The organism is Streptomyces sp. NPDC007084 (assembly GCF_040703595.1).
Taxonomy (GTDB): Bacteria; Actinomycetota; Actinomycetes; order Streptomycetales; family Streptomycetaceae; genus Streptomyces.
Genome location: NZ_JBEYFY010000008.1, coordinates 181,336 through 202,331, shown reverse-complemented (window position 1 = coordinate 202,331; position 20,996 = coordinate 181,336). Strand labels below are relative to the sequence as shown.

The window sequence follows — 20,996 nt, the reverse complement described above, 5'->3', positions numbered from 1 at the left end:
CGGCCCGCCCGCTTCCGGGAACGCCCGAGGGCGGCACCCCCCTCGCGGGAGGTGCCGCCCTCGGAACGTCAGGACGGTGATCGACCGGGGCCGATCAGAAGTCCATGTCACCGCCCGGCATGCCGCCCGGAGCGGCCGCGGCGGCCTTCTCCGGCTTGTCGGCGATGACGGCCTCGGTGGTGAGGAACAGCGCGGCGATGGACGCGGCGTTCTGCAGAGCGGAACGCGTGACCTTCGCCGGGTCGATGATGCCCTCGGCGATCATGTCGACGTACTCACCGGTCGCGGCGTTCAGGCCGTGGCCGACGGGAAGGTTGCGCACCTTCTCGACGATGACGCCGCCTTCGAGACCACCGTTGACGGCGATCTGCTTGAGCGGGGCCTCCAGGGCGAGCTTCACGGCGTTGGCGCCGGTCGCCTCGTCACCCGACAGCTCCAGCTTCTCGAAGACCGAGGAGGCCTGCAGCAGGGCCACGCCACCACCGGCGACGATGCCCTCCTCGACGGCCGCCTTCGCGTTGCGCACGGCGTCCTCGATGCGGTGCTTGCGCTCCTTCAGCTCGACCTCGGTGGCGGCACCGGCCTTGATGACGGCCACGCCGCCGGCCAGCTTCGCCAGACGCTCCTGGAGCTTCTCGCGGTCGTAGTCCGAGTCCGAGTTCTCGATCTCGGCGCGGATCTGGTTGACCCGGCCGGCGACCTGGTCGGCGGAGCCGGCGCCGTCGACGATCGTGGTCTCGTCCTTGGTGATGACGACCTTGCGGGCACGGCCCAGCAGGTCCAGACCCGCGTTCTCCAGCTTCAGGCCGACCTCCTCGGAGATGACCTCGCCGCCCGTGAGGATGGCGATGTCGCCGAGCATGGCCTTGCGGCGGTCACCGAAGCCCGGGGCCTTGACGGCGACGGACTTGAAGGTGCCACGGATCTTGTTGACGACCAGGGTCGACAGGGCCTCGCCCTCGACGTCCTCGGCGATGATCAGCAGCGGCTTGCCGCCCTGCATGACCTTCTCCAGGAGCGGGAGCAGGTCCTTGACGTTCGCGATCTTGGAGTTCGCGATGAGGATGTACGGGTCGTCGAGGACGGCCTCCATACGCTCCATGTCGGTGGCGAAGTACGCCGAGATGTAGCCCTTGTCGAAGCGCATACCCTCGGTGAGCTCCAGCTCCAGACCGAAGGTCTGGGACTCCTCGACGGTGATGACGCCTTCCTTGCCGACCTTGTCCATCGCCTCGGCGATCAGCTCGCCGATCTGGGTGTCGGCGGCGGAGATGGAGGCCGTGGAAGCGATCTGCTCCTTGGTCTCGACATCCTTGGCCTGCTCCAGGAGGGCACCGGAGACGGCCTCGACGGCCTTCTCGATGCCACGCTTGAGGGCCATCGGGTTGGCGCCGGCGGCGACGTTGCGCAGGCCCTCGCGGACGAGCGCCTGGGCCAGGACGGTCGCGGTGGTCGTACCGTCACCGGCGACGTCGTCCGTCTTCTTGGCGACTTCCTTGACCAGCTCGGCGCCGATCTTCTCGTACGGGTCCTCGAGCTCGATCTCCTTGGCGATGGAAACACCATCGTTGGTGATCGTGGGCGCGCCCCACTTCTTCTCGAGGACGACGTTGCGGCCCTTGGGGCCAAGGGTGACCTTGACGGCGTCGGCGAGCTGGTTCATCCCGCGCTCGAGACCGCGCCGTGCCTCCTCGTCGAACGCGATGATCTTGGCCATGTGAAGTGGTCCTCCCGGACGGGGTGGATTGCTCCGGATCGCGCCCGCGCCCGCGACGGACGGCCTGCATGCCCTGTGGTTCCTTGCCCCACCGGCCTGCGGACCTCGCTGGCCCGATCCAAGTTCTGTCACTCTCACTCGGAGAGTGCTAACGCCAATGATTAGCACTCGACCCCGTCGAGTGCAAGGTGCGCTCGCGAAGAGGCCCCCCGCGGAGGCCTCCTACGGGGTCGCGCGCCCGCGCGCGCGTGAGGAAGGACGGTGGGCGGCGACGCACGAGGGGCCCGCATCCCTGGTGGGATGCGGGCCCCTCGCCCGTAATGCGTCGGTGGTCGTTCGCGCCCGATCAGACGGCGAGTTTGACCATGTCCGCCTGCGGACCCTTCTGGCCCTGCGAGATCTCGAACTCCACTCGCTGACCCTCTTCAAGGGTGCGGTAGCCGTCCATCTGAATCGCGCTGTAGTGCACGAAGACGTCCGCACCACCGTCGACCGCGATGAAGCCGTACCCCTTCTCCGCGTTGAACCACTTGACGGTGCCCTGAGCCATGCCTAACTCCCCTATTACTGGCCCTTGCACAGACCCGCACTTCGCGGATCCGGGTCAGACCTCCACCCCCCAACGGGTTGGGGGTGTGCGCCGGAACGCGTCGACCGCGGCTGAATGTATCTGTCCAACTGCCGTCTGCAACAGGTCAATCGGACGAGAATTCTGGGCATGGCTGATCACCGGTATAGGGAGAACTCGCGATGATCCAGGGCAAGTCGGGCCCCGTAAATGCCATAAACGGCTCAAATAGGCCGGGTACATTGGCTGCTTCTTGTCGGCTGCCGGGCGAGGACTCATATGCGTCCGGCATGAAACCAACATCCAGAACGGGGCGGCTTCCCCAACCCTACCCCGGTCAACCCCATGGAATTGCCCCCTCCGCTTCTCTCACGGAGGGGGCGATTTCATGAACTCTTCGTGTTCGGAATTACCGGGGGTAACAATCCCCGGGATTGCTCAGCCTCCGGCGACGGCCGGAATGATCGAGACGCCCACGCCGTCCGGCGTGGCGGTCTGGAGGCCCTGCTCGAAGCGCACGTCGTCGTCGTTCACGTACACGTTCACGAAGCGGCGCAGCTTGCCCTCGTCGTCCAGGACGCGCGCGCTGATGCCCGTGTGGTTCTTCTCCAGGTCGGCGATGACCTCGGCGAGGGTGGTGCCCTCGGCCGTCACCTCGGCGGCGCCCCCGGTGTAGGTGCGCAGGATGGTGGGGATGCGGACGTTGACGCTCATGATGCGAGGCCAGCCTCTCGGAAGGAGTCGAGGTTCGGGCGGATGGTCGCGGTCAGGCCGGTGTCCGAGGCCACCGCGTCCAGGGTCTTCAGGCCGTCGCCGGTGTTGAGCACGACGGTGGTCAGCGACGGGTCGAGCAGACCGCTCTCGATCAGCTTGCGGGTGACGCCGACGGTCACCCCGCCCGCGGTCTCCGCGAAGATGCCCTCGGTGCGGGCGAGCAGCTTGATCGCGTCGACGATCTGCGCGTCGTTCACGTCCTCCACGGCGCCGCCGGTGCGCCGGGCGATGTCGAGCACGTAGGGGCCGTCGGCGGGGTTGCCGATGGCGAGCGACTTGGCGATGGTGTCGGGCTTCTGCGGCCGGACCACGTCGTGCCCGGCCTTGTAGGCGACCGAGACCGGGGAGCAGCCCTCGGCCTGGGCCCCGAAGATCTTGTAGGGCTTGTCCTCGACCAGGCCGAGCTTGATCAGCTCCTGGAGGCCCTTGTCGATCTTCGTGAGCTGGGAGCCGGAGGCGATCGGCACGACGAGCTGGTCCGGCAGCTCCCAGCCGAGCTGCTCGCAGATCTCGTAGGCGAGCGTCTTGGAGCCCTCGGCGTAGTACGGGCGCAGGTTGACGTTGACGAAGCCCCAGCCCTCGCCGGCCGGGTCGCCGATCAGCTCGGAGCAGAAGCGGTTCACGTCGTCGTAGTTGCCCTCGATGCCGACCAGCTCGCCGCCGTAGACCGCGGCCATGACGACCTTGCCCTGCTCCAGGTCGTGCGGGATGAACACGCAGGAGCGGAAGCCGGCGCGGGCCGCGGCGGCGCCCACCGCGCCGGCCAGGTTGCCGGTGGAGGAGCAGGAGAGGGTGGTGAAGCCGAAGACGCGGGCCGCCTCGATGGCCTGGGCGACGACACGGTCCTTGAAGGAGTGCGTCGGGTTCCCGGAGTCGTCCTTGACGAAGAGCTTGCCGGCGTCGACGCCGAGTTCGCGGGCCAGGTTGTCGGCCCGCACGAGCTTGGTCCAGCCGGGGTTGATGTTCGGCTTGTCCGCCACGTCGGCGGGGACGGGGAGCAGCGGCGCGTAGCGCCAGATGTTCGCGGGGCCCGCTTCGATGCGCTTGCGGAGTTCTTCGGTTTCGTAGGCCGAGAAGTCGTAGGCGATCTCCAGCGGGCCGAAACACTCCTCGCAGGCGAAGACCGGACCGAGCGGGACGCGGTGTCCGCACTCGCGGCAGGAAAGCGCCGCGGCCGGGCCGAGATCGACCGCTTCGGCGGAGTTCGTGGTGCTTGCAACTGTCTGCGCAGCCATGGAGGCGAGGCCCTTTCTCCTCATCTTCCTCACGACGCACTTCGCCGTGAGACGGATTTGGCACCTTCCCTAGCCGGGAGCCTCGCGACGCGATCGTCTGGCGATCGGTACGAGACCGGCTGGAGGGTTGCCGGGGCTTCATCGGGCCGTATCCCTCTGCCCCTCTGGATGAGCGGTATTCGGTTGTTGAACTGTTGAACATATTACGTGCCGATGATCCAGGACATGCGATGGTCATCCGCGTTGTTCAAGACTGTAACCGAAGGCCAGGACAGTTGAAGCAGTCGTCCGAACCGCGAGACGACGGCAAGCGATCAGCCGCTGGCCGCAGCGGGCACGCTGATGAGAGCGTGTGATCAGACAGTGAGGAGCCGCAGACCGTGCTGAATGAAGTCGACCGCTGGCTGAGCACACGCTCCTGGTCCCTGACCGACCGCCCGCTCCACAAGATCATGTCCGCGAAACGGGCCTCCGGGTCGACGGTCAGCGTCGTGCTGCCCGCGCTCAACGAGGAGGAGACCGTCGGCGAGATCGTCGCGATCATCCGCCACGACCTGATGCGCCAGGTGCCGCTCGTCGACGAGATCGTCGTCGTCGACTCCGGCTCCACCGACCGCACCTCCGAGGTCGCCGCCGCCGCGGGCGCGCGGGTCGTGCACCGCGACGACATCCTGCCCGGCCTGCCGGCCGTGCCCGGCAAGGGCGAGGTGCTGTGGCGGTCGCTGCTCGTGACGAGCGGCGACATCGTCTGTTTCATCGACGCGGACCTCAAGGAGTTCTCCTCCGACTTCGTCCTCGGGATCGTGGGCCCGCTGCTCACCGACCCCGGTGTCGATCTCGTCAAGGCGATGTACGACCGTCCGCTGGGCGGCGCCGCCGGACAGGGCGGCCGGGTCACCGAGCTGATGGCCCGCCCGCTGCTGAACATGCACTGGCCGCAGCTCGCCGGCTTCGTCCAGCCGCTCGGCGGGGAGTACGCCGCCCGCCGCTCCCTGCTGGAGCGGCTGCCCTTCCCGGTCGGGTACGGCGTCGAGCTGGGCATGCTGGTGGACGCCCTGCACCTGGTGGGCCTGGACGCCCTCGCCCAGGTCGACGTCGGGGTGCGCAAGCACCGCCACCAGGACGGCCAGGCGCTCGGCCGGATGGCCGCCGCGATCTACCGCACCGCGCAGTTGCGGCTGGCCCGCGGCCACCTGATCCGGCCGTCCCTGACCCAGTTCGAGCGCACCCGGGACGGTTTCGAGCCGCGCACGTACTCGGTGGACACGGAGGAAAGGCCCCCCATGTCCGAAATCGCCGAGTACCAGCAGCGGAAAGCGGCCTGACCGGGTCCGCCGGCCGGCCCCCGGGTCCGGCCGGCGGGCCGCTCGCGTCCGGCCGACGGGCCGCTCGCGTCCGGCCGACGGGAACGTTTGAGCGTTTCGAGTCGGGGCTAGATTTCGAGGCATGGCTTCCACGCACGGTGCTCACCGGATTCTCGTCGCGTCCAACCGCGGTCCGATCACCTACCAGACCCAGGACGACGGCTCGCTCCAGGCCAGGCGCGGCGGCGGCGGACTCGTCTCCGGGCTCTCGGCGATCGGTCCGGACGCGGACGCCCTGTGGGTGTGCGCGGCCCTCGGGGACGGCGACCGGGAGGCCGTGCGGCGCGGGGTCGGCGAGGACGGCGTGCGGATGCTGGACATCGACGCCCGGGTGCACGCCGACGCGTACAACGGCATCGCCAACTCGGTCCTGTGGTTCGTCCACCACATGCTGTACCAGACACCGCTGGAGCCGGTCTTCGACGCGGAGTTCCGGCGCCAGTGGGACGCCTACCGCGCCTACAACCAGGCCTTCGCCGAGGCGCTGGCCGAGGAGGCCGCCGAGGGCGCCTCGGTGCTGGTGCAGGACTACCACCTGTGTCTGGTGCCCGGCCTGCTCCGGGCGCTCCGGCCCGACCTGCGTGTCGGGCACTTCTCGCACACCCCGTGGGCGCCGGTGGACTACTTCCGGATGCTGCCCGACGACATCCGCGCGGAACTGCTCGACGGCATGCTCGGCGCGGACCGGCTGGCCTTCCTGACCTGGCGCTGGGCGACGGCCTTCCTGGACTGCGCGGCCGAGATCGACCCCGCCCGCTACCGGGTGACCCCGGCGGAGCAGCCGTCCCGGGCGGTCGAGCACCTGGACGGGGCGCCGCCCCGGCGGACCCTCGTCGGGGTGCACGGGCTCGGCGCGGACGCCGAGTTCCTGCGCGCCCGCTCGCACGAGGACGACGTCGAGGAGCGGATCACCGCGCTGCGCGAGGAGATCGGCGAGGGGCGCCGGACGATCGTGCGGGTCGACCGGACCGAGCTGTCGAAGAACATCGTGCGCGGCATGCTGGCCTACCGGCAGCTCCTCGACGACCACCCCGAGTGGCGCGAGCGCGTCGTCCACGTCGCCTTCGCCTACCCCTCCCGGCAGGACCTGGCGGTCTACCGGGACTACACGGCCGAGGTGCAGCGCGTCGCCGACGAGATCAACTCCGCGTACGGGACGCCCGGTTGGACCCCGGTGGTGCTGCACGTCAAGGACGACTTCGCGCGCTCGCTGGCCGCGTACCGGCTGGCCGACGTCGCCCTCGTCAACCCCATCCGGGACGGCATGAACCTGGTCGCCAAGGAGGTCCCCGTCGTCTCCGACGAGGGCTGCGCGCTGGTCCTGTCCCGGGAGGCGGGGGCCTACGAGGAGCTGGGCGAGGACGCGGTCGCGGTGAACCCGTACGACGTCATCGGCACCGCGCGGGCGCTGCACGAGGCGCTGTCCATGCAGCCGGGCGAGCGGGCGGAGCGCACCAAGCGCCTGTCCGCGGCGGCCACCGCGCTGCCCCCGGCCCAGTGGTTCCTGGACCAGTTGCACGCGCTGGAGGCGTGAGGGGGGCCTCCGGCGGCCTGAGGGGAGCCGTCCGGCGGCGCGAGGGGGCCGTCCGGCCGGGCGGCCCGTCCAACAAGGCGTCTGTTGCGGCCGCGCGGTCCTAGGGGTCCCAGTGGTCCTAGGGGTCCCGGTGGTCCTAGGGGTCCAGCCGCTGCGCGAGGGCGGCGAGGAGGTGGACGACTCCGGCGGGGCCGTCCACCACCAGGTCGGCGCGCTCGGCGAGTTCACCGACCTCGGGGGTGCCGCTGCACACCAGGAGCCCGGGGACCCCTTCGGAGCGGAGCTTGTCGACGGCGCCGAAGGCGGGCAGGTCGCCCAGGTCGTCACCAGCGTAGAGGACGGCCTCGGCGCCGGTCTCGCGGACGTGGTCGAGCAGCGCGACACCCTTGTCCACGCCCGGCGGGCGCAGCTCCAGGACCATCCGGCCGGGCTCGACGATCAGTCCGTGCCGGGCGGCGAGACCGGCGAGGGGTTCGCGCAGCGCCTCGAAGGCGGCCTCCGGGTCCTCGGCGCGGCGGGTGTGGACGGCGAGGGCGCGGCCCTTCTCCTCGATCCAGGTGCCCCGCCAGGCGCCGATCCCGTCCAGGAAACCGGGCAGTTCGGCGCGGACGGCGGCGACGCCGGGGTGCGGGGCGGGGGCGGTGACGTCACCGCTGACCGCGTCCCAGCGCTCGGCGCCGTAGTGGCCGAGGACGACCAGGTGCTCCAGGCCGGGGACACCGGCGAAGCCGCCGTTGCGGACGGCGACGCCCGGGGGCCGGCCGGTGATCACGGCGACGGAGGCGACCTTCGGGGCGAGGGCCGCGAGGGCGGGGACCGCGTCGGGGTGGGCGCGGGCCATGTCGGGGTCGGGGACGATGGGAGCGAGCGTCCCGTCGAAGTCGAGTGCGACGACAGCGCGGCCGGGCCGGGAGAGGATCGCGTCGAGCCCGTCCCGCCCGGCGGCGGTCACCGGCGTCGGCAGAGGTTCCGTGGTCTCGCCATGACTACCCATGCCCCGACCCTATCCGGCCCCCCGGCCACTCAGCGCTCCGACCGACGGGCCTCCCGGACCCGCCGCAGCCGGTTCACGGTGACCGGGTCGTGGGCGAGGGCCCGCGGGTCGTCGAGCAGGGCGTTGAGGAGCTGGTAGTACCGCACGGGCACCAGCCCCAGCTCCTCCCGAATGGCCCGCTCCTTGGCCCCGGGCCCGGAAAACCCCCGCCGCTCCAACGCCAACACCCGCCGCTCCCGCACCGGCAACTCATCCATACCCAGCAACCTACCGCCCCGCCGGAGGCGGTCCAGGGGCGCGGCGAACCACGCGGTCAGCTCCCACCGGCCGGCGGCCGGGAAGTGGGACGGTGCCGGAGGTCAGGACTGGCTGTCGGCCAGGGTGGCCTTTGTCTGGAGGGAGCCCAGGATCTCCGCCGGGTCGGCGGTCGGGGCGACGGCCTTGGCTATCTGGCGCTTGATGTCGGCGCTCACGCCGGCCCACGAGGTCTTGCCCACGGGGTAGAGCTGCGAGGACGGGAGCTGGGCCAGGAAGGGTTCCAGGTCCTTGTCCCCCTTGTCGGAGGCCATCGCGTCCGACGCCGACGCGGTGACGGGCAGCAGGTTGTAGCGGTGGGAGAAGTCCAGGACGTTCTTGTCCTGGTAGACGAAGTCGAGGAAGTCACCGACCTGCTCTCCGTGGCCGTTCTTCTTGAAGGCCATCATCCAGTCGGCGACACCCATGGTGGACTTCGTCCGCCCGTCGACCCCGGGCATCGGCACCATCCCGAACTTCACCCCCTTGCTCGCGGCCTGCTGCATCAGCGTGGGATGCCCGACCAGCATCCCGACCTCACCGCGAGTGAACGCGGCGAACGCGGCGGCCCGGTTCAGCTTGGCAGGTGCGACGGGTCCGGTGAGCCCCTTGCCGACCAGTTCGTCCTTGATCCAGGAGAACGTGTGGACGTTCTGCGCGGAGTCGATGGAGTACGTACCGACGTCGTCGGTGTACCCCGTGCTGCCGCCGCTCAGCAGCCACTGCATCGTCTCCGCCTGAGCCTCCTCGGGCCCCAGCGGCAGCGCGTAGGGGAACTTCACGCCCTTGGCCTTGAGCGCCCGCGCGTCGGAGGCCAGCTCGTCCCAGGTCGCCGGCGGGGTGATCCCGGCCTCGGAGAAGAGGGTCTTGTTGAAGAAGAGCAGCCGCGTGGACGAGGCGAACGGCATCCCGTACTGCGTCTGGTTCATCTGCCCGGCGTCGGTGAGCTGGGAGACGAAGTTGGCCTGCACGGGTATGGAGAGCAGGTCGTCCACCTTGTAGAGCTGGCCCTTCGCCGCGTAGTCGGCGTACGCGCCGATCTGCGCCATGTCCGGGGCGTGCCCGGCGGCGACCATCTCCTTGACCCTGCGGTCGACGTCGGTCCACGGATAGACGCTGACCTCGACCTTGGTCCCCGGGTGGCGGGACTCGTAGTCCTTGACGACCGACTCCCAGTACCGCTGCGAGGAGGTGGCCTTGGAGTCGCCGTAGTCGGCGGCCACGAGTCTGAGGGTGACGTCCGAGGAACCGCCCGGCCCGCCGCAGCCCGCGAGGGCCGCCGTCATGCCGAGGGCCGAGACGGCCGCGATCATTCCCGTCGTACTGCGCCGCTGCACCGCTTGCTCTCCCCAGCCCCTGAGCCGTATCGGCTTCTTCTTTGCTTCTGCGTCCGTTGCATCCGTCTCGGAATGCGGATACAAGGTCTACACCACGTGAGTGGACTAGACCTCTCCTGGGGTAAGGGGCGACACTGTCCCCCGTGAGACACGTCATCGCCCTCGATGTGGGCGGCACCGGGATGAAGGCGGCCCTCGTCGGGGTCGACGACGAGCCCGCGGCCGGCCCCCGCGACGCGCCGCCGCGGGCCCCCGAGCACCCCGTGCTGCTGCACCAGGCCCGCCGGGCCACCCGCCGCGAGCGCGGGCCCGAGGCCGTCGTCGGCGACATCCTCGACTTCGCCGCCGAACTGCGCGCCCACGGCGAGAAGCACTTCGGCGAGAGCGCCGTCGCCGCCGGCGTCGCCGTCCCCGGCATCGTCGACGCCGAACACGGCGTCGCCGTCTACGCCGCCAACCTCGGCTGGCGCGACGTCCCGCTGCGCCGGCTGCTCGGCGAACGCCTCGGCGGCGTCCCCGTAGCCCTCGGGCACGACGTGCGCACCGGCGGGCTCGCGGAGGGCCGCATCGGCGCCGGCCAGGGCGCGGACCGCTTCCTGTTCGTGCCGCTCGGCACCGGCATAGCGGGCGCCATCGGCATCAACGGCGGCGTCGAGGAAGGCGCCCACGGCTTCGCCGGGGAGATCGGCCACATCGTCGTACGCCCCGGCGGCACCGCCTGTCCCTGCGGCCAGTACGGCTGTCTGGAGCGGTACGCCTCCGCCGCGGCCGTCAGCCAGGCCTGGGCGGCGGCCTCCGGCGACCCGGAGGCGGACGCGGCGGACTGCGCCAAGGCCGTCGAGTCCGGCGACCCGCGCGCCCGCGCCGTGTGGCAGGACGCCGTCGACGCGCTCGCCGACGGCCTGGTCACCGCGCTCACCCTGCTGGACCCGCGGACCCTGATCATCGGTGGCGGACTCGCCGAGGCCGGGGAAACCTTGTTCACACCGCTGCGCGCCGCGGTGGAACGCCGGGTCACCTTCCAGAAACTGCCGGCCATCGTCCCCGCCGCCCTCGGGGACACCGCCGGCTGTCTCGGTGCCGGGCTCCTCGCCCGGGACCTGCTGAACACCACGCCAACGACTCCCCGGAGGTAACCACCTGATGGCTCCTAGCAAGGTTCTCGCCGGTGCCCGGGTGGTCCTGCCCACCGGGACCGTGCCGGACGGCCGCGTCATCGTGGACGGCGCGCGCATCGGCGGGAGCGCTCCCGCGGACGCCGAGGTCCTCGACCTGACCGGTCACTGGCTGGTCCCCGGCTTCGTCGACATCCACAACCACGGCGGCGGCGGCGCGTCCTTCACCTCGGGCACGGTCGAGGACGTCCTGAAGGGCGTGCGCACCCACCGTCTGCACGGCACCACCACGATCGTCGCCTCCACCGTGACCGGCGACATGGACGGCCTCGCCCAGCGCGCCGGACTGCTCTCCGAGCTGGCCGAGCAGGGCGACCTCGCGGGCATCCACTTCGAGGGCCCGTTCATCTCGCCCTGCCGCAAGGGCGCGCACTCCGAGGAACTGCTGCGCGACCCGGACCCGGCCGACGTGCGCAAGCTGATCGACGCGGCCCGCGGCCACGCCAAGATGGTCACCCTCGCCACCGAACTGCCCGGCGGCCTCGACTCCGTACGGCTGCTCGCCGAGCACGGGGTGATCGCGGCGATCGGCCACACCGACGCCACCTACGAGCAGACGCGGGCGGCCATCGACGCGGGCGCGACCGTGGCGACCCACCTGTTCAACGCGATGCCCCCGCTCGGCCACCGCTCCCCGGGCCCGATCGCCGCCCTCCTGGAGGACGAGCGGGTCACCGTCGAGCTGATCAACGACGGCACCCATCTGCACCCCGCCTCGCTGGAGCTGGCGTTCCATCACGCGGGCGCCGGCCGGGTCGCGTTCATCACCGACGCGATGGACGCGGCCGGCTTCGGCGACGGCCGCTACATGCTCGGCCCGCTGGAGGTCGAGGTCGCCGACGGCGTGGCCCGGCTGGTGGAGGGCGGTTCGATCGCGGGGTCGACGCTCACCCTCGACCGCGCCTTCCAGCGCGCGGTCACCGTCGACCGGCTGCCGGTCGGCGACGTCGTGGAGGCCATCTCCGCCAACCCGGCCCGGCTGCTGGGCCTGGACGACCGCAAGGGCTCCCTGGAGCCCGGCAAGGACGCCGACCTCGTCGTCCTCGACGAGGACTTCGCCCTCAAGGGCGTGATGCGCGGCGGTGCGTGGGTGGTCGATCCCCAACTGGGGTGATTCGCCCCTTTGTTGTGACACGGCGGCCGGCCCGGGGACTGGGCCGACCGCCGTGGTGTTTGGCATGATCGTGCCTCCGGAAAACCACCGGCGGGCGCGCGGCCGGCGCGCCCGTGCCACACCGTCAACGGGGGAGGTCGTCGCAGGTGATCCTCACGGTCACGCTGAACACCGCTCTCGACATCACCTACCGCGTACGGTCCCTGCGCCCGCACGCCTCGCACCGGGTGAGCGAGGTGACCGAACGCCCCGGCGGCAAGGGCCTGAACGTGGGCCGCGTCCTCGCCGCCCTCGGCCACGAGGTGACGGTCACCGGGTTCACCGGCGGCGCCACCGGCCGCCAGGTCCGCGAGCGGCTCGCCGGGACGCCCGGTGTCGAGGACGCGCTCGTCCCGGTCGCCGGACCGACCCGCCGCACGATCGCCGTGGTCGACGCGACGAGCGGCGACACGACCCAACTCAACGAACCGGGACCGGAGATCACCCCCGCCGAGTGGGCGGCCCTCCAGGAGACGTACGAGCGGCTGCTGCGCTCCGCCTCGGCGGTGGCCCTGTGCGGCAGCCTGCCGCCGGGCGTCCCGGTCGGCGCCTACGCCCAACTCGTGCGCGCCGCACGGGCGCTGGCCGTCCCGGTGCTCCTCGACACCAGCGGCGAGCCGCTGCGCCGGGGGGTCGCCGCCCGGCCCGACATCGTCAAGCCGAACGCCGACGAGCTGGCCGAACTCACCGGCTCCCACGAGCCGTTGCAGGCCACCCGCAACGCCCGCCGACGCGGCGCGCACGCGGTGGTCGCCTCGCTCGGCCCCGACGGGCTGCTGGCGCACACCCCGGACGGCCACTGGCGGGCCCGGCCGCCCGTGCGCGCTCACGGCAACCCGACCGGGGCGGGCGACTCGGCGGTCGCGGGCCTGCTGTCGGGCCTGGTCGAGAACCTGCCCTGGCCGGACCGGCTGGCCCGCGCGGTCGCCCTGTCGGCGGCGACGGTCGCGGCGCCGACGGCGGGCGAGTTCGACCGGGGGCTGTACGAGCGGCTGCTCGGCGAGGTCACGGTCACGGCGGAGGCCGCGGCGGCCTGACCTCCGGCGCGGCCACCGGGGTACCGGGCTACCGGGCCGCCGGGGTTACGGGCCACCGGACTACTGCCGGACCTGGCCCTTCTTCAGCGAGAGCTGGTCGAGCAGCACGTTGCAGCTGTCGCCGTCCCCGCAGGAGAGAGTGATCGTGTTCGTGCCCTTGTTGAGGCTGGGCCAGGCGTACGTCTTCGTCCAGCCCTTGGCGAAGTCGCCTTCGCCGGCCTTGGCGTAGTTCTTCATGCTCAGTTTGGAGCCGAAGGTCTTGCCGTTGACGGTGAGCGTCATCGACTGGTCGGCGCCGGGGACGCTGTAGCGGGCGAAGAGGGTGTAGACGCCGTCGCCGGGGACGTCGTCGACCGTCCAGGTGACCGAGGCGCCCGGGTTGTTCAGGCCGGCCACGTAGACCCCGCCGTCGGACTGGGCGCCCTCGACGTCGGAGGCGGTGCTGACCCCGTCGCCGAGGTTCAGCGCCTTGGCGTCGATCTCCTTCGGCTCCATGGCGTCGTCCGCCCCCTTGGACGCGGACGCGCTCGGGGAGGCGCTCTGGGAGGCCGTCGGGGTCGGTGCCGCGTCGTCCTTCTTGTCGTCGTCCCCGCCGCTGCCGATCATGGCGACGCCGATGCCGATCACGACGGCGGCGACCACCGCGATCGCGCCGATGAGCAGACCCTTGGTGTTCGGGCCGCGCCCGCGCCCGCCGCCTCCGTCGTCACCGTGGCCCGGCATGGGCGAGCGCGTGGTGACGGGACCGCCCGGCACGGTCTCGGGGGCCGCGTAGTGCGCGTTCGGCTGGTTGTAGCCCTGCGGCTGGTTGTAGCCCTGCTGCTGCGGCACCTGGCCGTACGGGGCGGTGGGCGCCGTCTGCTGCCCGTAGCCGCCCTGCGCGGTCTGCTGCTGGCCGTACCGGCGCTCGCCGACGGCCCGGACCCGGTTCACCGATCCGGGGTAGCCGTAGCCACCGCCTCCTCCGGACGGCGGGGTGGCTCCGTTGGCCTGACCGTCGGCGTACAGGTAGCCGAACGGGTCGTCGTCCTCGGGCGTGCTCGCGCCGTTGCTGCCGGGCGTCATCCCTTGGTCTCCTCAGCGGGTGCGGTGCGGATGCGGTACGTGAATGAATGGCGAGCCTACCCGCTCTCCCTGGGCCAAACGGGGGGCCTTCCCCACACCGACTCGCTGACCTGGGGTTATCCCGCGCGCCTGTGTTGTTTCGGACGTGATCGTTTCTCGACGTACATCCGTTCGTCAGCGGATTTCAACACCTCGTCCGCCGTCATGCCGCAGTGTGCCCACCCGATGCCGAAGCTGGCGCCGACCCGCACGGCGCGGCCGTCGACCCTGATGGGCGGGATGATCGCGTTCCGCAGCCGGACGGCGAGGTCCTGGGCGTCCGCCCGGCCGAGACCGTCGGCGAGCACCACGAACTCGTCGCCGCCGAGCCGGGCCACCGTGTCTCCGTCGCGGACCGCGTGGGTGAGCCGGCGGGCGACCTCGATGAGAACCTCGTCACCCGCGTTGTGCCCGAACCGGTCGTTGATCGACTTGAAGCCGTCGAGGTCGCAGAAGAGCACCGCGAGCCCCTTGGTGCCGTCGTCCGTCTCCCCCTCGGGGGCGATGGTGTGGACGTGGTGGTCGAAGGCGTCGAAGGCCTCGGACGCCGAGCGGAAGTCGAAGCCGCTCCCGCTCCCGTGCCCGTGTCCGCTCCCGTCGAAGGCGGGGTGGCCGTCCTGGGCGGCGCCCTGCGGCTCCGCGAAGTCCCCGTGCCCGTACGCCGCGTCCAGCGAGGCGACCGGACCGGGCGGCAGGGCCTGCGGGCGGGCGCACAGCCGGGAGCTGAGCCGGGAGCGCAGCTCGGCCGAGTTGGGCAGGCCGGTCAGCGCGTCGTGCGAGGCGCGGTGGGCGAGCTGGAGTTCCCGCCGCTTGCGCTCCTCTATGTCCTCGACGTGGGTGAGCAGGAAGCGGGGGCCGTCGGCGGCGTCCGCGACGACCGAGTTGCGCAGGTGGACCCAGACGTAGGTGCCGTCGCGGCGCCCGAGCCGCAGTTCGGCCCGGCCGCCCTCGGCGGAGGTGCGCAGCAGGGTGCCGATGTCCTCGGGGTGCACGAGGTCGGAGAAGGAGTAGCGGCGCATCGCGGAGGCGGGCCGGCCGAGCAGCCGGCACAGGGCGTCGTTGGTGCGCAGGATGCGGCCGTGCTGGTCGCCGCCCATCTCGGCGATCGCCATGCCGGAGGGCGCGTACTCGAAGGCCTGCCGGAAGGACTCCTCGCTGGCGCGCAGGGCCTGCTGCTCGCGCTCCAGCCGGACCAGGGCGCGCTGCATGTTGGCGCGCAGCCGGGCGTTGCTGATCGCGATGGCGGCCTGGAAGGCGTACATCTGGAGTGCCTCACGGCCCCAGGCGCCGGGCCGCCGCCCGTTGCGCGGCCGGTCCACGGACAGCACGCCGATCAGCTCGCCGCGTCCGCCGCCGGACACGCTCGGGGTGTACATCGGGGCGAAGAGCCGGTCGGAGGGGTGCCACTCGTCCTCGAAGCGGGGCGCGGGGCCGTCGGTGTACCACTGCGGCACGTCGTCCTCGTCGAGGACCCAGCCCTCGGTGTGCGGTATGAACCGCAGGTCGCCCCAGCTCTCGCCCATGGTGAGCCGGCGCTCCCAGGAACTGCGGGAGCCGACGCGGCCGGTGATGAGGGCCTCGGCGGCGGAGTTGCCGGCGAGCGCGGCGACGACGAGGTCGCCGTCGGGGCGTACGAGGTTGACGCAGGCCAGCTCGTAGCCGAGCCCGGTGACCACGCCGTCGGCGACGGTCTGCAGCGTGTCGGCCAGGCTGCGGGCGGTGTTCATGTCCGCCATCACCTGGTGAAGCTGCCGCAGGGTCGCAAGACGGACGTAGGGCTCCGACTCGGTCTCCATTCGCCCTCCCCTCGAGACCTCGCAGCAACTCCAGGGTTCTCTCGGCGTACTAGGTGCTGTTCCCGTATCGCATCTCCGCCACTGAATCACAGCGCGCTGCCCACCCGGTACACAGGGTCAACAAAATATGGCTCCTGTGACTCAAGTCACAGCGGAAGATGAGCAATTGAGTGGAGTTTCTGCATTTCGGCGCGCGTTTATCGACCGCATTGTCGGTCTGGTGTGCAGACCGTGTGGCCGCTTGTGCCCGCCGGATGAGCAAGCCCGAGCGTACCGGTACGTCCCCGGACCTAGGTCCTGGTTCGGGCCAAGGTCGGATGCCGGACCTAGGTCCTGGTTCGGGCCGAGGTCCGATGTGCGGTCCCGGTAGCGGAGACTAGCGTTTCCGGCGTGCTCACGACTCCCCCCGCCACCCCGACCGCCCCCTCCGCGCACGCGTCCGCGCGGGCGCCCGTGCATGCTGAGGGGGTGAGCAACGACGAGTTCCGCGCCGCCATGTCCCGGCTGGCCGCGGGTGTGGTCCTGGTGACCGCGTACGAGCCCGCGCTGTCCGCCGACGGACCGCGCGGCGAGGACGTTGGGATGACCGCGACGGCCTTCCTGTCCGTGTCCCTGGACCCGCCGCTCGTCATGGTCAGCCTGCGCGAGGGCTCCCGGATGGACGACCTGCTCGACGAACAGCCCCTGTGGGGCGTGTCCGTGCTCTCCGAGAGCCAGCGGCACATCGCGGGCCGCTTCGCGATGAAGGGCCGCATCAGCGACCGGCTGCTCTTCGAGGACATCCCGTACGTACGCGGCGAGGCGTCCGGGGCGCTGCTGGTCGGGGGCTCGCTGGCGACCCTGGAGTGCCGCACCGAGCAGCAGGTGACGGCGGGCGACCACACGCTCGTCATCGGCCGGGTGCTGACCGCGCGGGTGCCGAGCGAGGAGGGCGGCCCGCTGACGTACTTCAAGGGCCGCTACCGCCACCTGGCCTGACGCGCCGCCTGACGCGCCACCTGACGCCCCGTCTGGCGTCCCGTCCGAGGGCGCGCGGGTGGCTATCCCCAGTCCCGGCCGGTGCGACCGCGCTTGGTGTCGGAGCGCTGCTTCTTCTCGCGCAGCCGCCGTTCGTTGATGCCCCGGGGGATGCGGGTGGCGCGGCGCGGCTTGGGCGGCGGGGCGGTGGCCTCGGCGAGCAGCGAGGCGAGCCGGACGGCGGCGCTCTCGCGGTTGCGCCACTGGGAGCGGTGCTCGGAGGCGCGGACGCTGACGACCCCGTCGACGAGCCGCCCCGCCAGCCTGGCGAGGGCGCGCTCCTTCCAGACGGGCGGCAGGGCCTCGGTGTTGGCGAGGTCGAACCGCAGCTCGACCTGGGTGTCGCTGGTGTTCACGTGCTGCCCGCCCGGGCCGCCGGAGCGCGAGAAACGCCACATCAGCTCGGCCTCGGGCAGGGAGACGGAGCCGCGGATGACATAGGGACCGGACATGTGTCCATGGTCGCCTGCCCGCGGGCCCGCGTCACCCCGTTTTCACCAGGCGCGGGTGCCGGGACCGGGTAAAGAAAGTAAAGAGAGCCGGAACCTCGGGGACCCCCCTTGGCGTTCATAGGGGTGACGGTAGCTTCGTCCCCAGTACGAAGCCCGTACGCAACGAGGGAAGGGACTCCCAACAATGGCTGTAAGCCTGTCCAAGGGTGGCAACGTCTCGCTCACCAAGGAAGCTCCGGGCCTGACGGCCGTCACCGTGGGCCTCGGCTGGGATGTCCGTACGACCACGGGCACCGACTTCGACCTCGACGCCTCGGCCATCGCGGTCAACCCCCAGGGCAAGGTCTACTCGGACGCCCACTTCATCTTCTTCAACAACAAGCAGACCCCGGACCAGACGATCGTCCACACCGGCGACAACCGCACGGGCGAGGGCGAGGGCGACGACGAGGCGATCAACGTCAACCTGGCCGGCCTCCCCGCCGACGTCGAGAAGATCGTCTTCCCGGTCTCGATCTACGACGCGGAGACCCGCTCGCAGAACTTCGGCCAGGTCCGCAACGCGTACATCCGCATCGTGAACCAGGCGGGCGGCGCCGAGATCGCCCGCTACGACCTCTCCGAGGACGCGGCGACGGAGACGGCGATGGTCTTCGGCGAGCTGTACCGCAACGGAGCGGAGTGGAAGTTCCGCGCGGTGGGCCAGGGCTACGCGTCGGGCCTGGTGGGCATCGCCCAGGACTTCGGGGTCAACGTCTGATCCCGGTGACCTGAGCGCGAGCACGACGGGTGGGGCCCCGGCCGGGGGTTCCACCCGTGCCGCCGTCCCGTGCGCGGTCAGGGGTGGTCCGGTTTGGCCTTGCCGTGCAGCCAGTCGGTCCAGATCCCGGTGAAGTCCTTGTCCGGGGCGGCATTCTCCGCGTAGGCGGTGAAGTCGGCGGTGTCCGCGTTCCGGTGTCGGTGGGTGGCCGCCCAGCCCCGGAGGATGGCGAAGAAGGTCTTGTCGCCGACGAGTTGGCGGATCTTGTGCAGGACCATCGCGCCCCGGTAGTAGACGGGCGGGTCCGAGATGTGCGCGGCGTCCGGCGGGGTGGCGGGCGGGAACGCCCAGACCTCGCTGTTGTCGACCGGTTCGTAGTAGTCGCCTTCGTAGAGCGCGTGGAAGATCTTGTCGGCGCTGTCGCCGCCGTGGTCCTCCTGCCAGAGCCACTCCGCGTAGGTGGCGAACCCCTCGTTGAGCCACATGTCCCGCCAGGACTTCGGGGTGACCGAGTCGCCGTACCACTCATGGGCCAGTTCGTGGACGAGGGTCCCGGTGTCGGGGGCGCCGGGGAAGACGGGGCGGTTCTGGGTCTCCAGGGCGTAGCCCGCGTCCTCGGGGCGGTCCACGATCGCCCCGGTGGAGGAGAAGGGGTACGGGCCGAAGGTGCGCTCCTCCCAGTCGATGATCCCGGGGATGCCCGCGAGCACCTTCTTGCTCGCCTTCGCCTGGGTGGGGTCCACGGCCACGTAGACGGGGAGCCCCTTCTTCGTCGTGGAGCGGGTGATGTCGTAGTGGCCGATCGCGAGCGTGGCGACGTAGCTCGCCATCGGTTCGGCCGTGTGCCAGACGTAGGTGGTACGGCCCTTCGTGGTCGTCTCGCTCCTCAACTCCCCGTTGGACACGGCCTGAAGGCCCTCGGGGACGGTGACGCGGACGTCGTAGGACGCCTTGTCGGAGGGGTGGTGGTTGCCGGGGAACCAGGCCGTCGAGCCGGTCGGTTCGCCGAGGGCGAGGGCACCGTCCGCGGTGCGCAGCCAGCCCTCCTTCGAGCCGTCGGGGTCCGTGATCGTCTCCGGGGTGCCGGAGTAGTGGACGGTCGTGCGGAACGTACGGCCCTTGTCGAGGTCCTTCCTCGGGCGGACGGTCAGTTCCTGGCCGGCCCGGCTCCAGGTGGCGCGGTGGCCCTCCACGGTGATGCCCGTGACGTCCATTCCCCGCAGGTCCAGGTGAAAGGCGCTGAGGTCCTGGCCGGCCTTGGCGGTGATGTCGGCGGTGCCCTTGAGCCGCTTGTCCTTGGGGTCGTAGGACAGGGTCAGTCCGTAGTGCGTGACGTCGTAGCCGCCGTTGCCCGACTTCGGGAAGTAGGGGTCGCGCACTCCGGCCGCACCGGGGGTGCCGTGCACGGGGGTGCCGCCGCAGGCGGTCAGTCCGAGGGCGAGGGCGAGGGAGATGGCCGGGGGGAGGGTGGCGCTACGGGGTCGGGGCACATCGGGATTTTAGGGGGGGTGGGGTGGGGGTGGCCGTGGTGTGGGCGGTGCGCGCCGGTGGGGGCTGGGCGCGCAGTTCCTCGCGCCCCTGGAAACTCCCCGGCGTATCCGGGCTTCGCCCCTGGCCCTGCGCGCGGGCATCCTGGCCGGTGCGCGCCGGTGGGGGCTGGGCGCGCAGTTCCTCGCGCCCCGGGAAAGTCCCCGGCGTCTTCGGGCTTCGCCCCCTGCCCCTACGCGCGGTCATCCTGGCCGGTGCGCGCCGGTGGGGGCTGGGCGCGCAGTTCCTCGCGCCCCTGGAAACTCCCCGGCGTCTCCGGGCTTCGCCCCTGGCCCTACGCGCGGGCAGCCGAGCGGGTGCGCGCCGGTGGGGGCTGGGCGCGCAGTTCCTCGCGCCCCTGGAAACTCCCCGGCGTCTCCGGGCTTCGCCCCTGGCCCTGCGCGCGGTCATCCTGGCCGGTGCGCGCCGGTGGGGGCTGGGCGCGCAGTTCCTCGCGCCCCGGGAAAGTCCCCGGCGTCTTCGGGCTTCGCCCCCTGCCCCTACGCGCGGTCATCCTGGCCGGTGCGCGCCGGTGGGGACTGGGCGCGCGGTTCCTCGCGCCCCTGGGCGGGCGTCCGGCGGTTCAGGGGTGGGTGCGTTGGTCTCCGGTTCGGACGGGGGGTTCTCGGGGGCGTGTCACCATCTTCTACGTGCTTGACATTGGGTATGCCCTCTCCAACCGTTTTCCCGATCCGCCGCAGACCGACTACCGGCGGGCGGACGTGCGCGCGCTGCGGCACGATCTGTTCTGCGGGGACGTCTACCTCGCCGACACCAAAGCGGACCGGGAGGTGTCCACGGGGTGGGGGTGGGTGCCCGTGCTGGACTTCGCCTGGGCGTTGTGCGACATCGTCGAGCAGCTCGACCGTGATCCGATGGGCAGCCGGGCCTCCCGGCCCCAGCAGGCGGAGCTGGACTTCACCGAGTCCACCGACCGCATGCTCTTCGAGCGCCGCTTCGGCTGGGTGGACATCGAGGCCGACTGGATGCCCCGCGAGGAGGAGCCGCTGACCTTCTCCTTCACCGCCCTGCGCCGCGAGGCCCGGGACTTCCTGCACGATCTGCTGGCCGACCTGACCGACCTGCACGACGACCTCGCCGAGAACCCCGCGATCTGGTCCCTCCAGGCCCGCTTCCCCCGCGTATAGGACCCTGCGG

The 20,996-nt window shown here is 71.4% G+C and carries 19 protein-coding genes and 1 riboswitch; of the genes, 8 read left to right on the top strand and 11 right to left on the bottom strand.

Features of this window, described 5'->3' with window-relative positions; translation table 11 throughout:
- Window positions 1-94 precede the first annotated feature (94 nt).
- From groL to thrC, 4 genes are all read right to left on the bottom strand, one after another.
- Window positions 95-1,717, bottom strand: a complete 1,623-nt coding sequence (gene groL, locus AB0912_RS10635; RefSeq protein ID WP_366697855.1) for a chaperonin GroEL — start codon at window positions 1,715-1,717, stop codon at window positions 95-97.
- 346 nt (window positions 1,718-2,063) lie between these two features.
- The gene (locus AB0912_RS10630) at window positions 2,064-2,267 is read right to left on the bottom strand and encodes a cold-shock protein (RefSeq protein ID WP_005315736.1); all 204 of its coding nucleotides are present in this window, start codon (window positions 2,265-2,267) and stop codon (window positions 2,064-2,066) included.
- Window positions 2,268-2,723: 456 nt separating this feature from the next.
- Entirely contained in the window at window positions 2,724-2,999 is a 276-nt protein-coding gene (locus AB0912_RS10625) for a MoaD/ThiS family protein (protein WP_366697853.1), read from the bottom strand.
- Window positions 2,996-4,294 (bottom strand): threonine synthase, encoded by a 1,299-nt coding sequence (gene thrC, locus AB0912_RS10620; protein WP_366697851.1) that lies wholly within the window; start codon window positions 4,292-4,294, stop codon window positions 2,996-2,998. Before thrC ends, AB0912_RS10625 begins: the two co-directional genes overlap by 4 nt.
- Before the next feature lie 17 nt (window positions 4,295-4,311).
- A riboswitch (SAM riboswitch) is annotated at window positions 4,312-4,469 on the bottom strand.
- A gap of 205 nt (window positions 4,470-4,674) precedes the next feature.
- Here thrC and AB0912_RS10615 point away from each other — a divergent pair.
- Entirely contained in the window at window positions 4,675-5,619 is a 945-nt protein-coding gene (locus AB0912_RS10615) for a glucosyl-3-phosphoglycerate synthase (protein WP_366697849.1), read from the top strand.
- 121 nt (window positions 5,620-5,740) lie between these two features.
- A complete protein-coding gene (locus AB0912_RS10610; protein ID WP_366697847.1) occupies window positions 5,741-7,192 on the top strand; it encodes a trehalose-6-phosphate synthase in 1,452 nt (483 codons plus the stop codon).
- A gap of 136 nt (window positions 7,193-7,328) precedes the next feature.
- Here the strand turns inward: AB0912_RS10610 and otsB are convergent, their stop codons facing one another.
- The 3 genes from otsB to AB0912_RS10595 all read right to left on the bottom strand — a co-directional run bounded on the left by otsB (window position 7,329) and on the right by AB0912_RS10595 (window position 9,793).
- Window positions 7,329-8,186 carry a trehalose-phosphatase gene (gene otsB / locus AB0912_RS10605; RefSeq protein ID WP_366697845.1) on the bottom strand — a complete coding sequence of 286 codons (858 nt, stop codon included), beginning with the start codon at window positions 8,184-8,186 and terminating at the stop codon, window positions 7,329-7,331.
- A gap of 29 nt (window positions 8,187-8,215) precedes the next feature.
- Window positions 8,216-8,443 (bottom strand): DUF3263 domain-containing protein, encoded by a 228-nt coding sequence (locus AB0912_RS10600; protein WP_366697843.1) that lies wholly within the window; start codon window positions 8,441-8,443, stop codon window positions 8,216-8,218.
- A gap of 102 nt (window positions 8,444-8,545) precedes the next feature.
- Entirely contained in the window at window positions 8,546-9,793 is a 1,248-nt protein-coding gene (locus tag AB0912_RS10595; RefSeq protein ID WP_366697912.1) for an extracellular solute-binding protein, read from the bottom strand.
- Between the two features lie 167 nt (window positions 9,794-9,960).
- On the opposite strand from AB0912_RS10595, the gene AB0912_RS10590 reads away from it, so the two are divergent.
- The 3 genes from AB0912_RS10590 (at window position 9,961) to AB0912_RS10580 (ending at window position 13,182) form a co-directional block, all read left to right on the top strand.
- Window positions 9,961-10,953: an ROK family protein gene (locus AB0912_RS10590; RefSeq protein WP_366697841.1), complete on the top strand. Its 993-nt coding sequence runs from the start codon at window positions 9,961-9,963 to the stop codon at window positions 10,951-10,953.
- A gap of 7 nt (window positions 10,954-10,960) precedes the next feature.
- Entirely contained in the window at window positions 10,961-12,106 is a 1,146-nt protein-coding gene (nagA, locus tag AB0912_RS10585; RefSeq protein WP_366697839.1) for an N-acetylglucosamine-6-phosphate deacetylase, read from the top strand.
- 146 nt (window positions 12,107-12,252) lie between these two features.
- A complete protein-coding gene (locus AB0912_RS10580; protein ID WP_366697837.1) occupies window positions 12,253-13,182 on the top strand; it encodes a 1-phosphofructokinase family hexose kinase in 930 nt (309 codons plus the stop codon).
- Window positions 13,183-13,242: 60 nt separating this feature from the next.
- On the opposite strand, the gene AB0912_RS10575 is transcribed toward AB0912_RS10580, so the two are convergent.
- Together AB0912_RS10575 and cdgB are read right to left on the bottom strand one after the other, a co-directional pair.
- The gene (locus AB0912_RS10575) at window positions 13,243-14,247 is read right to left on the bottom strand and encodes a carbohydrate-binding protein (RefSeq protein ID WP_366697835.1); all 1,005 of its coding nucleotides are present in this window, start codon (window positions 14,245-14,247) and stop codon (window positions 13,243-13,245) included.
- 116 nt (window positions 14,248-14,363) lie between these two features.
- On the bottom strand, window positions 14,364-16,082 hold the full coding sequence (gene cdgB / locus AB0912_RS10570; RefSeq protein WP_366697833.1) for a diguanylate cyclase CdgB: 1,719 nt from the start codon (window positions 16,080-16,082) through the stop codon (window positions 14,364-14,366).
- A 468-nt stretch (window positions 16,083-16,550) separates the two neighbouring features.
- Here cdgB and AB0912_RS10565 point away from each other — a divergent pair, with 468 nt between their 5' ends.
- Entirely contained in the window at window positions 16,551-17,060 is a 510-nt protein-coding gene (locus tag AB0912_RS10565; RefSeq protein ID WP_366697831.1) for a flavin reductase family protein, read from the top strand.
- Between the two features lie 62 nt (window positions 17,061-17,122).
- Here AB0912_RS10565 and arfB read toward each other — a convergent pair whose 3' ends face one another.
- Window positions 17,123-17,551 (bottom strand): alternative ribosome rescue aminoacyl-tRNA hydrolase ArfB, encoded by a 429-nt coding sequence (gene arfB / locus AB0912_RS10560; RefSeq protein ID WP_366697829.1) that lies wholly within the window; start codon window positions 17,549-17,551, stop codon window positions 17,123-17,125.
- Window positions 17,552-17,735: 184 nt separating this feature from the next.
- On the opposite strand from arfB, the gene AB0912_RS10555 reads away from it, so the two are divergent.
- The gene (locus AB0912_RS10555) at window positions 17,736-18,311 is read left to right on the top strand and encodes a TerD family protein (RefSeq protein ID WP_366697827.1); all 576 of its coding nucleotides are present in this window, start codon (window positions 17,736-17,738) and stop codon (window positions 18,309-18,311) included.
- A gap of 77 nt (window positions 18,312-18,388) precedes the next feature.
- On the opposite strand, the gene AB0912_RS10550 is transcribed toward AB0912_RS10555, so the two are convergent.
- Entirely contained in the window at window positions 18,389-19,801 is a 1,413-nt protein-coding gene (locus AB0912_RS10550) for a M1 family metallopeptidase (protein ID WP_366697825.1), read from the bottom strand.
- Window positions 19,802-20,488: 687 nt separating this feature from the next.
- On the opposite strand from AB0912_RS10550, the gene AB0912_RS10545 reads away from it, so the two are divergent.
- Window positions 20,489-20,986: a hypothetical protein gene (locus tag AB0912_RS10545; RefSeq protein ID WP_366697823.1), complete on the top strand. Its 498-nt coding sequence runs from the start codon at window positions 20,489-20,491 to the stop codon at window positions 20,984-20,986.
- Window positions 20,987-20,996: the final 10 nt, after the last annotated feature.

Bases quoted from the DNA above. Each gene is read 5' to 3' on its own strand.
- otsB (WP_366697845.1), bottom strand. From the start codon at position 8,186: ATGGGTAGTCATGGCGAGACCACGGAACCTCTGCCGACGCCGGTGACC.
- AB0912_RS10630 (WP_005315736.1), bottom strand. From the start codon at position 2,267: ATGGCTCAGGGCACCGTCAAGTGGTTCAACGCGGAGAAGGGGTACGGC.
- AB0912_RS10625 (WP_366697853.1), bottom strand. From the start codon at position 2,999: ATGAGCGTCAACGTCCGCATCCCCACCATCCTGCGCACCTACACCGGG.
- AB0912_RS10595 (WP_366697912.1), bottom strand. From the start codon at position 9,793: ATGATCGCGGCCGTCTCGGCCCTCGGCATGACGGCGGCCCTCGCGGGC.
- AB0912_RS10555 (WP_366697827.1), top strand. From the start codon at position 17,736: ATGGCTGTAAGCCTGTCCAAGGGTGGCAACGTCTCGCTCACCAAGGAA.
- AB0912_RS10610 (WP_366697847.1), top strand. From the start codon at position 5,741: ATGGCTTCCACGCACGGTGCTCACCGGATTCTCGTCGCGTCCAACCGC.
- groL (WP_366697855.1), bottom strand. From the start codon at position 1,717: ATGGCCAAGATCATCGCGTTCGACGAGGAGGCACGGCGCGGTCTCGAG.
- nagA (WP_366697839.1), top strand. From the start codon at position 10,961: ATGGCTCCTAGCAAGGTTCTCGCCGGTGCCCGGGTGGTCCTGCCCACC.
- arfB (WP_366697829.1), bottom strand. From the start codon at position 17,551: ATGTCCGGTCCCTATGTCATCCGCGGCTCCGTCTCCCTGCCCGAGGCC.
- thrC (WP_366697851.1), bottom strand. From the start codon at position 4,294: ATGGCTGCGCAGACAGTTGCAAGCACCACGAACTCCGCCGAAGCGGTC.
- cdgB (WP_366697833.1), bottom strand. From the start codon at position 16,082: ATGGAGACCGAGTCGGAGCCCTACGTCCGTCTTGCGACCCTGCGGCAG.
- AB0912_RS10600 (WP_366697843.1), bottom strand. From the start codon at position 8,443: ATGGATGAGTTGCCGGTGCGGGAGCGGCGGGTGTTGGCGTTGGAGCGG.
- AB0912_RS10575 (WP_366697835.1), bottom strand. From the start codon at position 14,247: ATGACGCCCGGCAGCAACGGCGCGAGCACGCCCGAGGACGACGACCCG.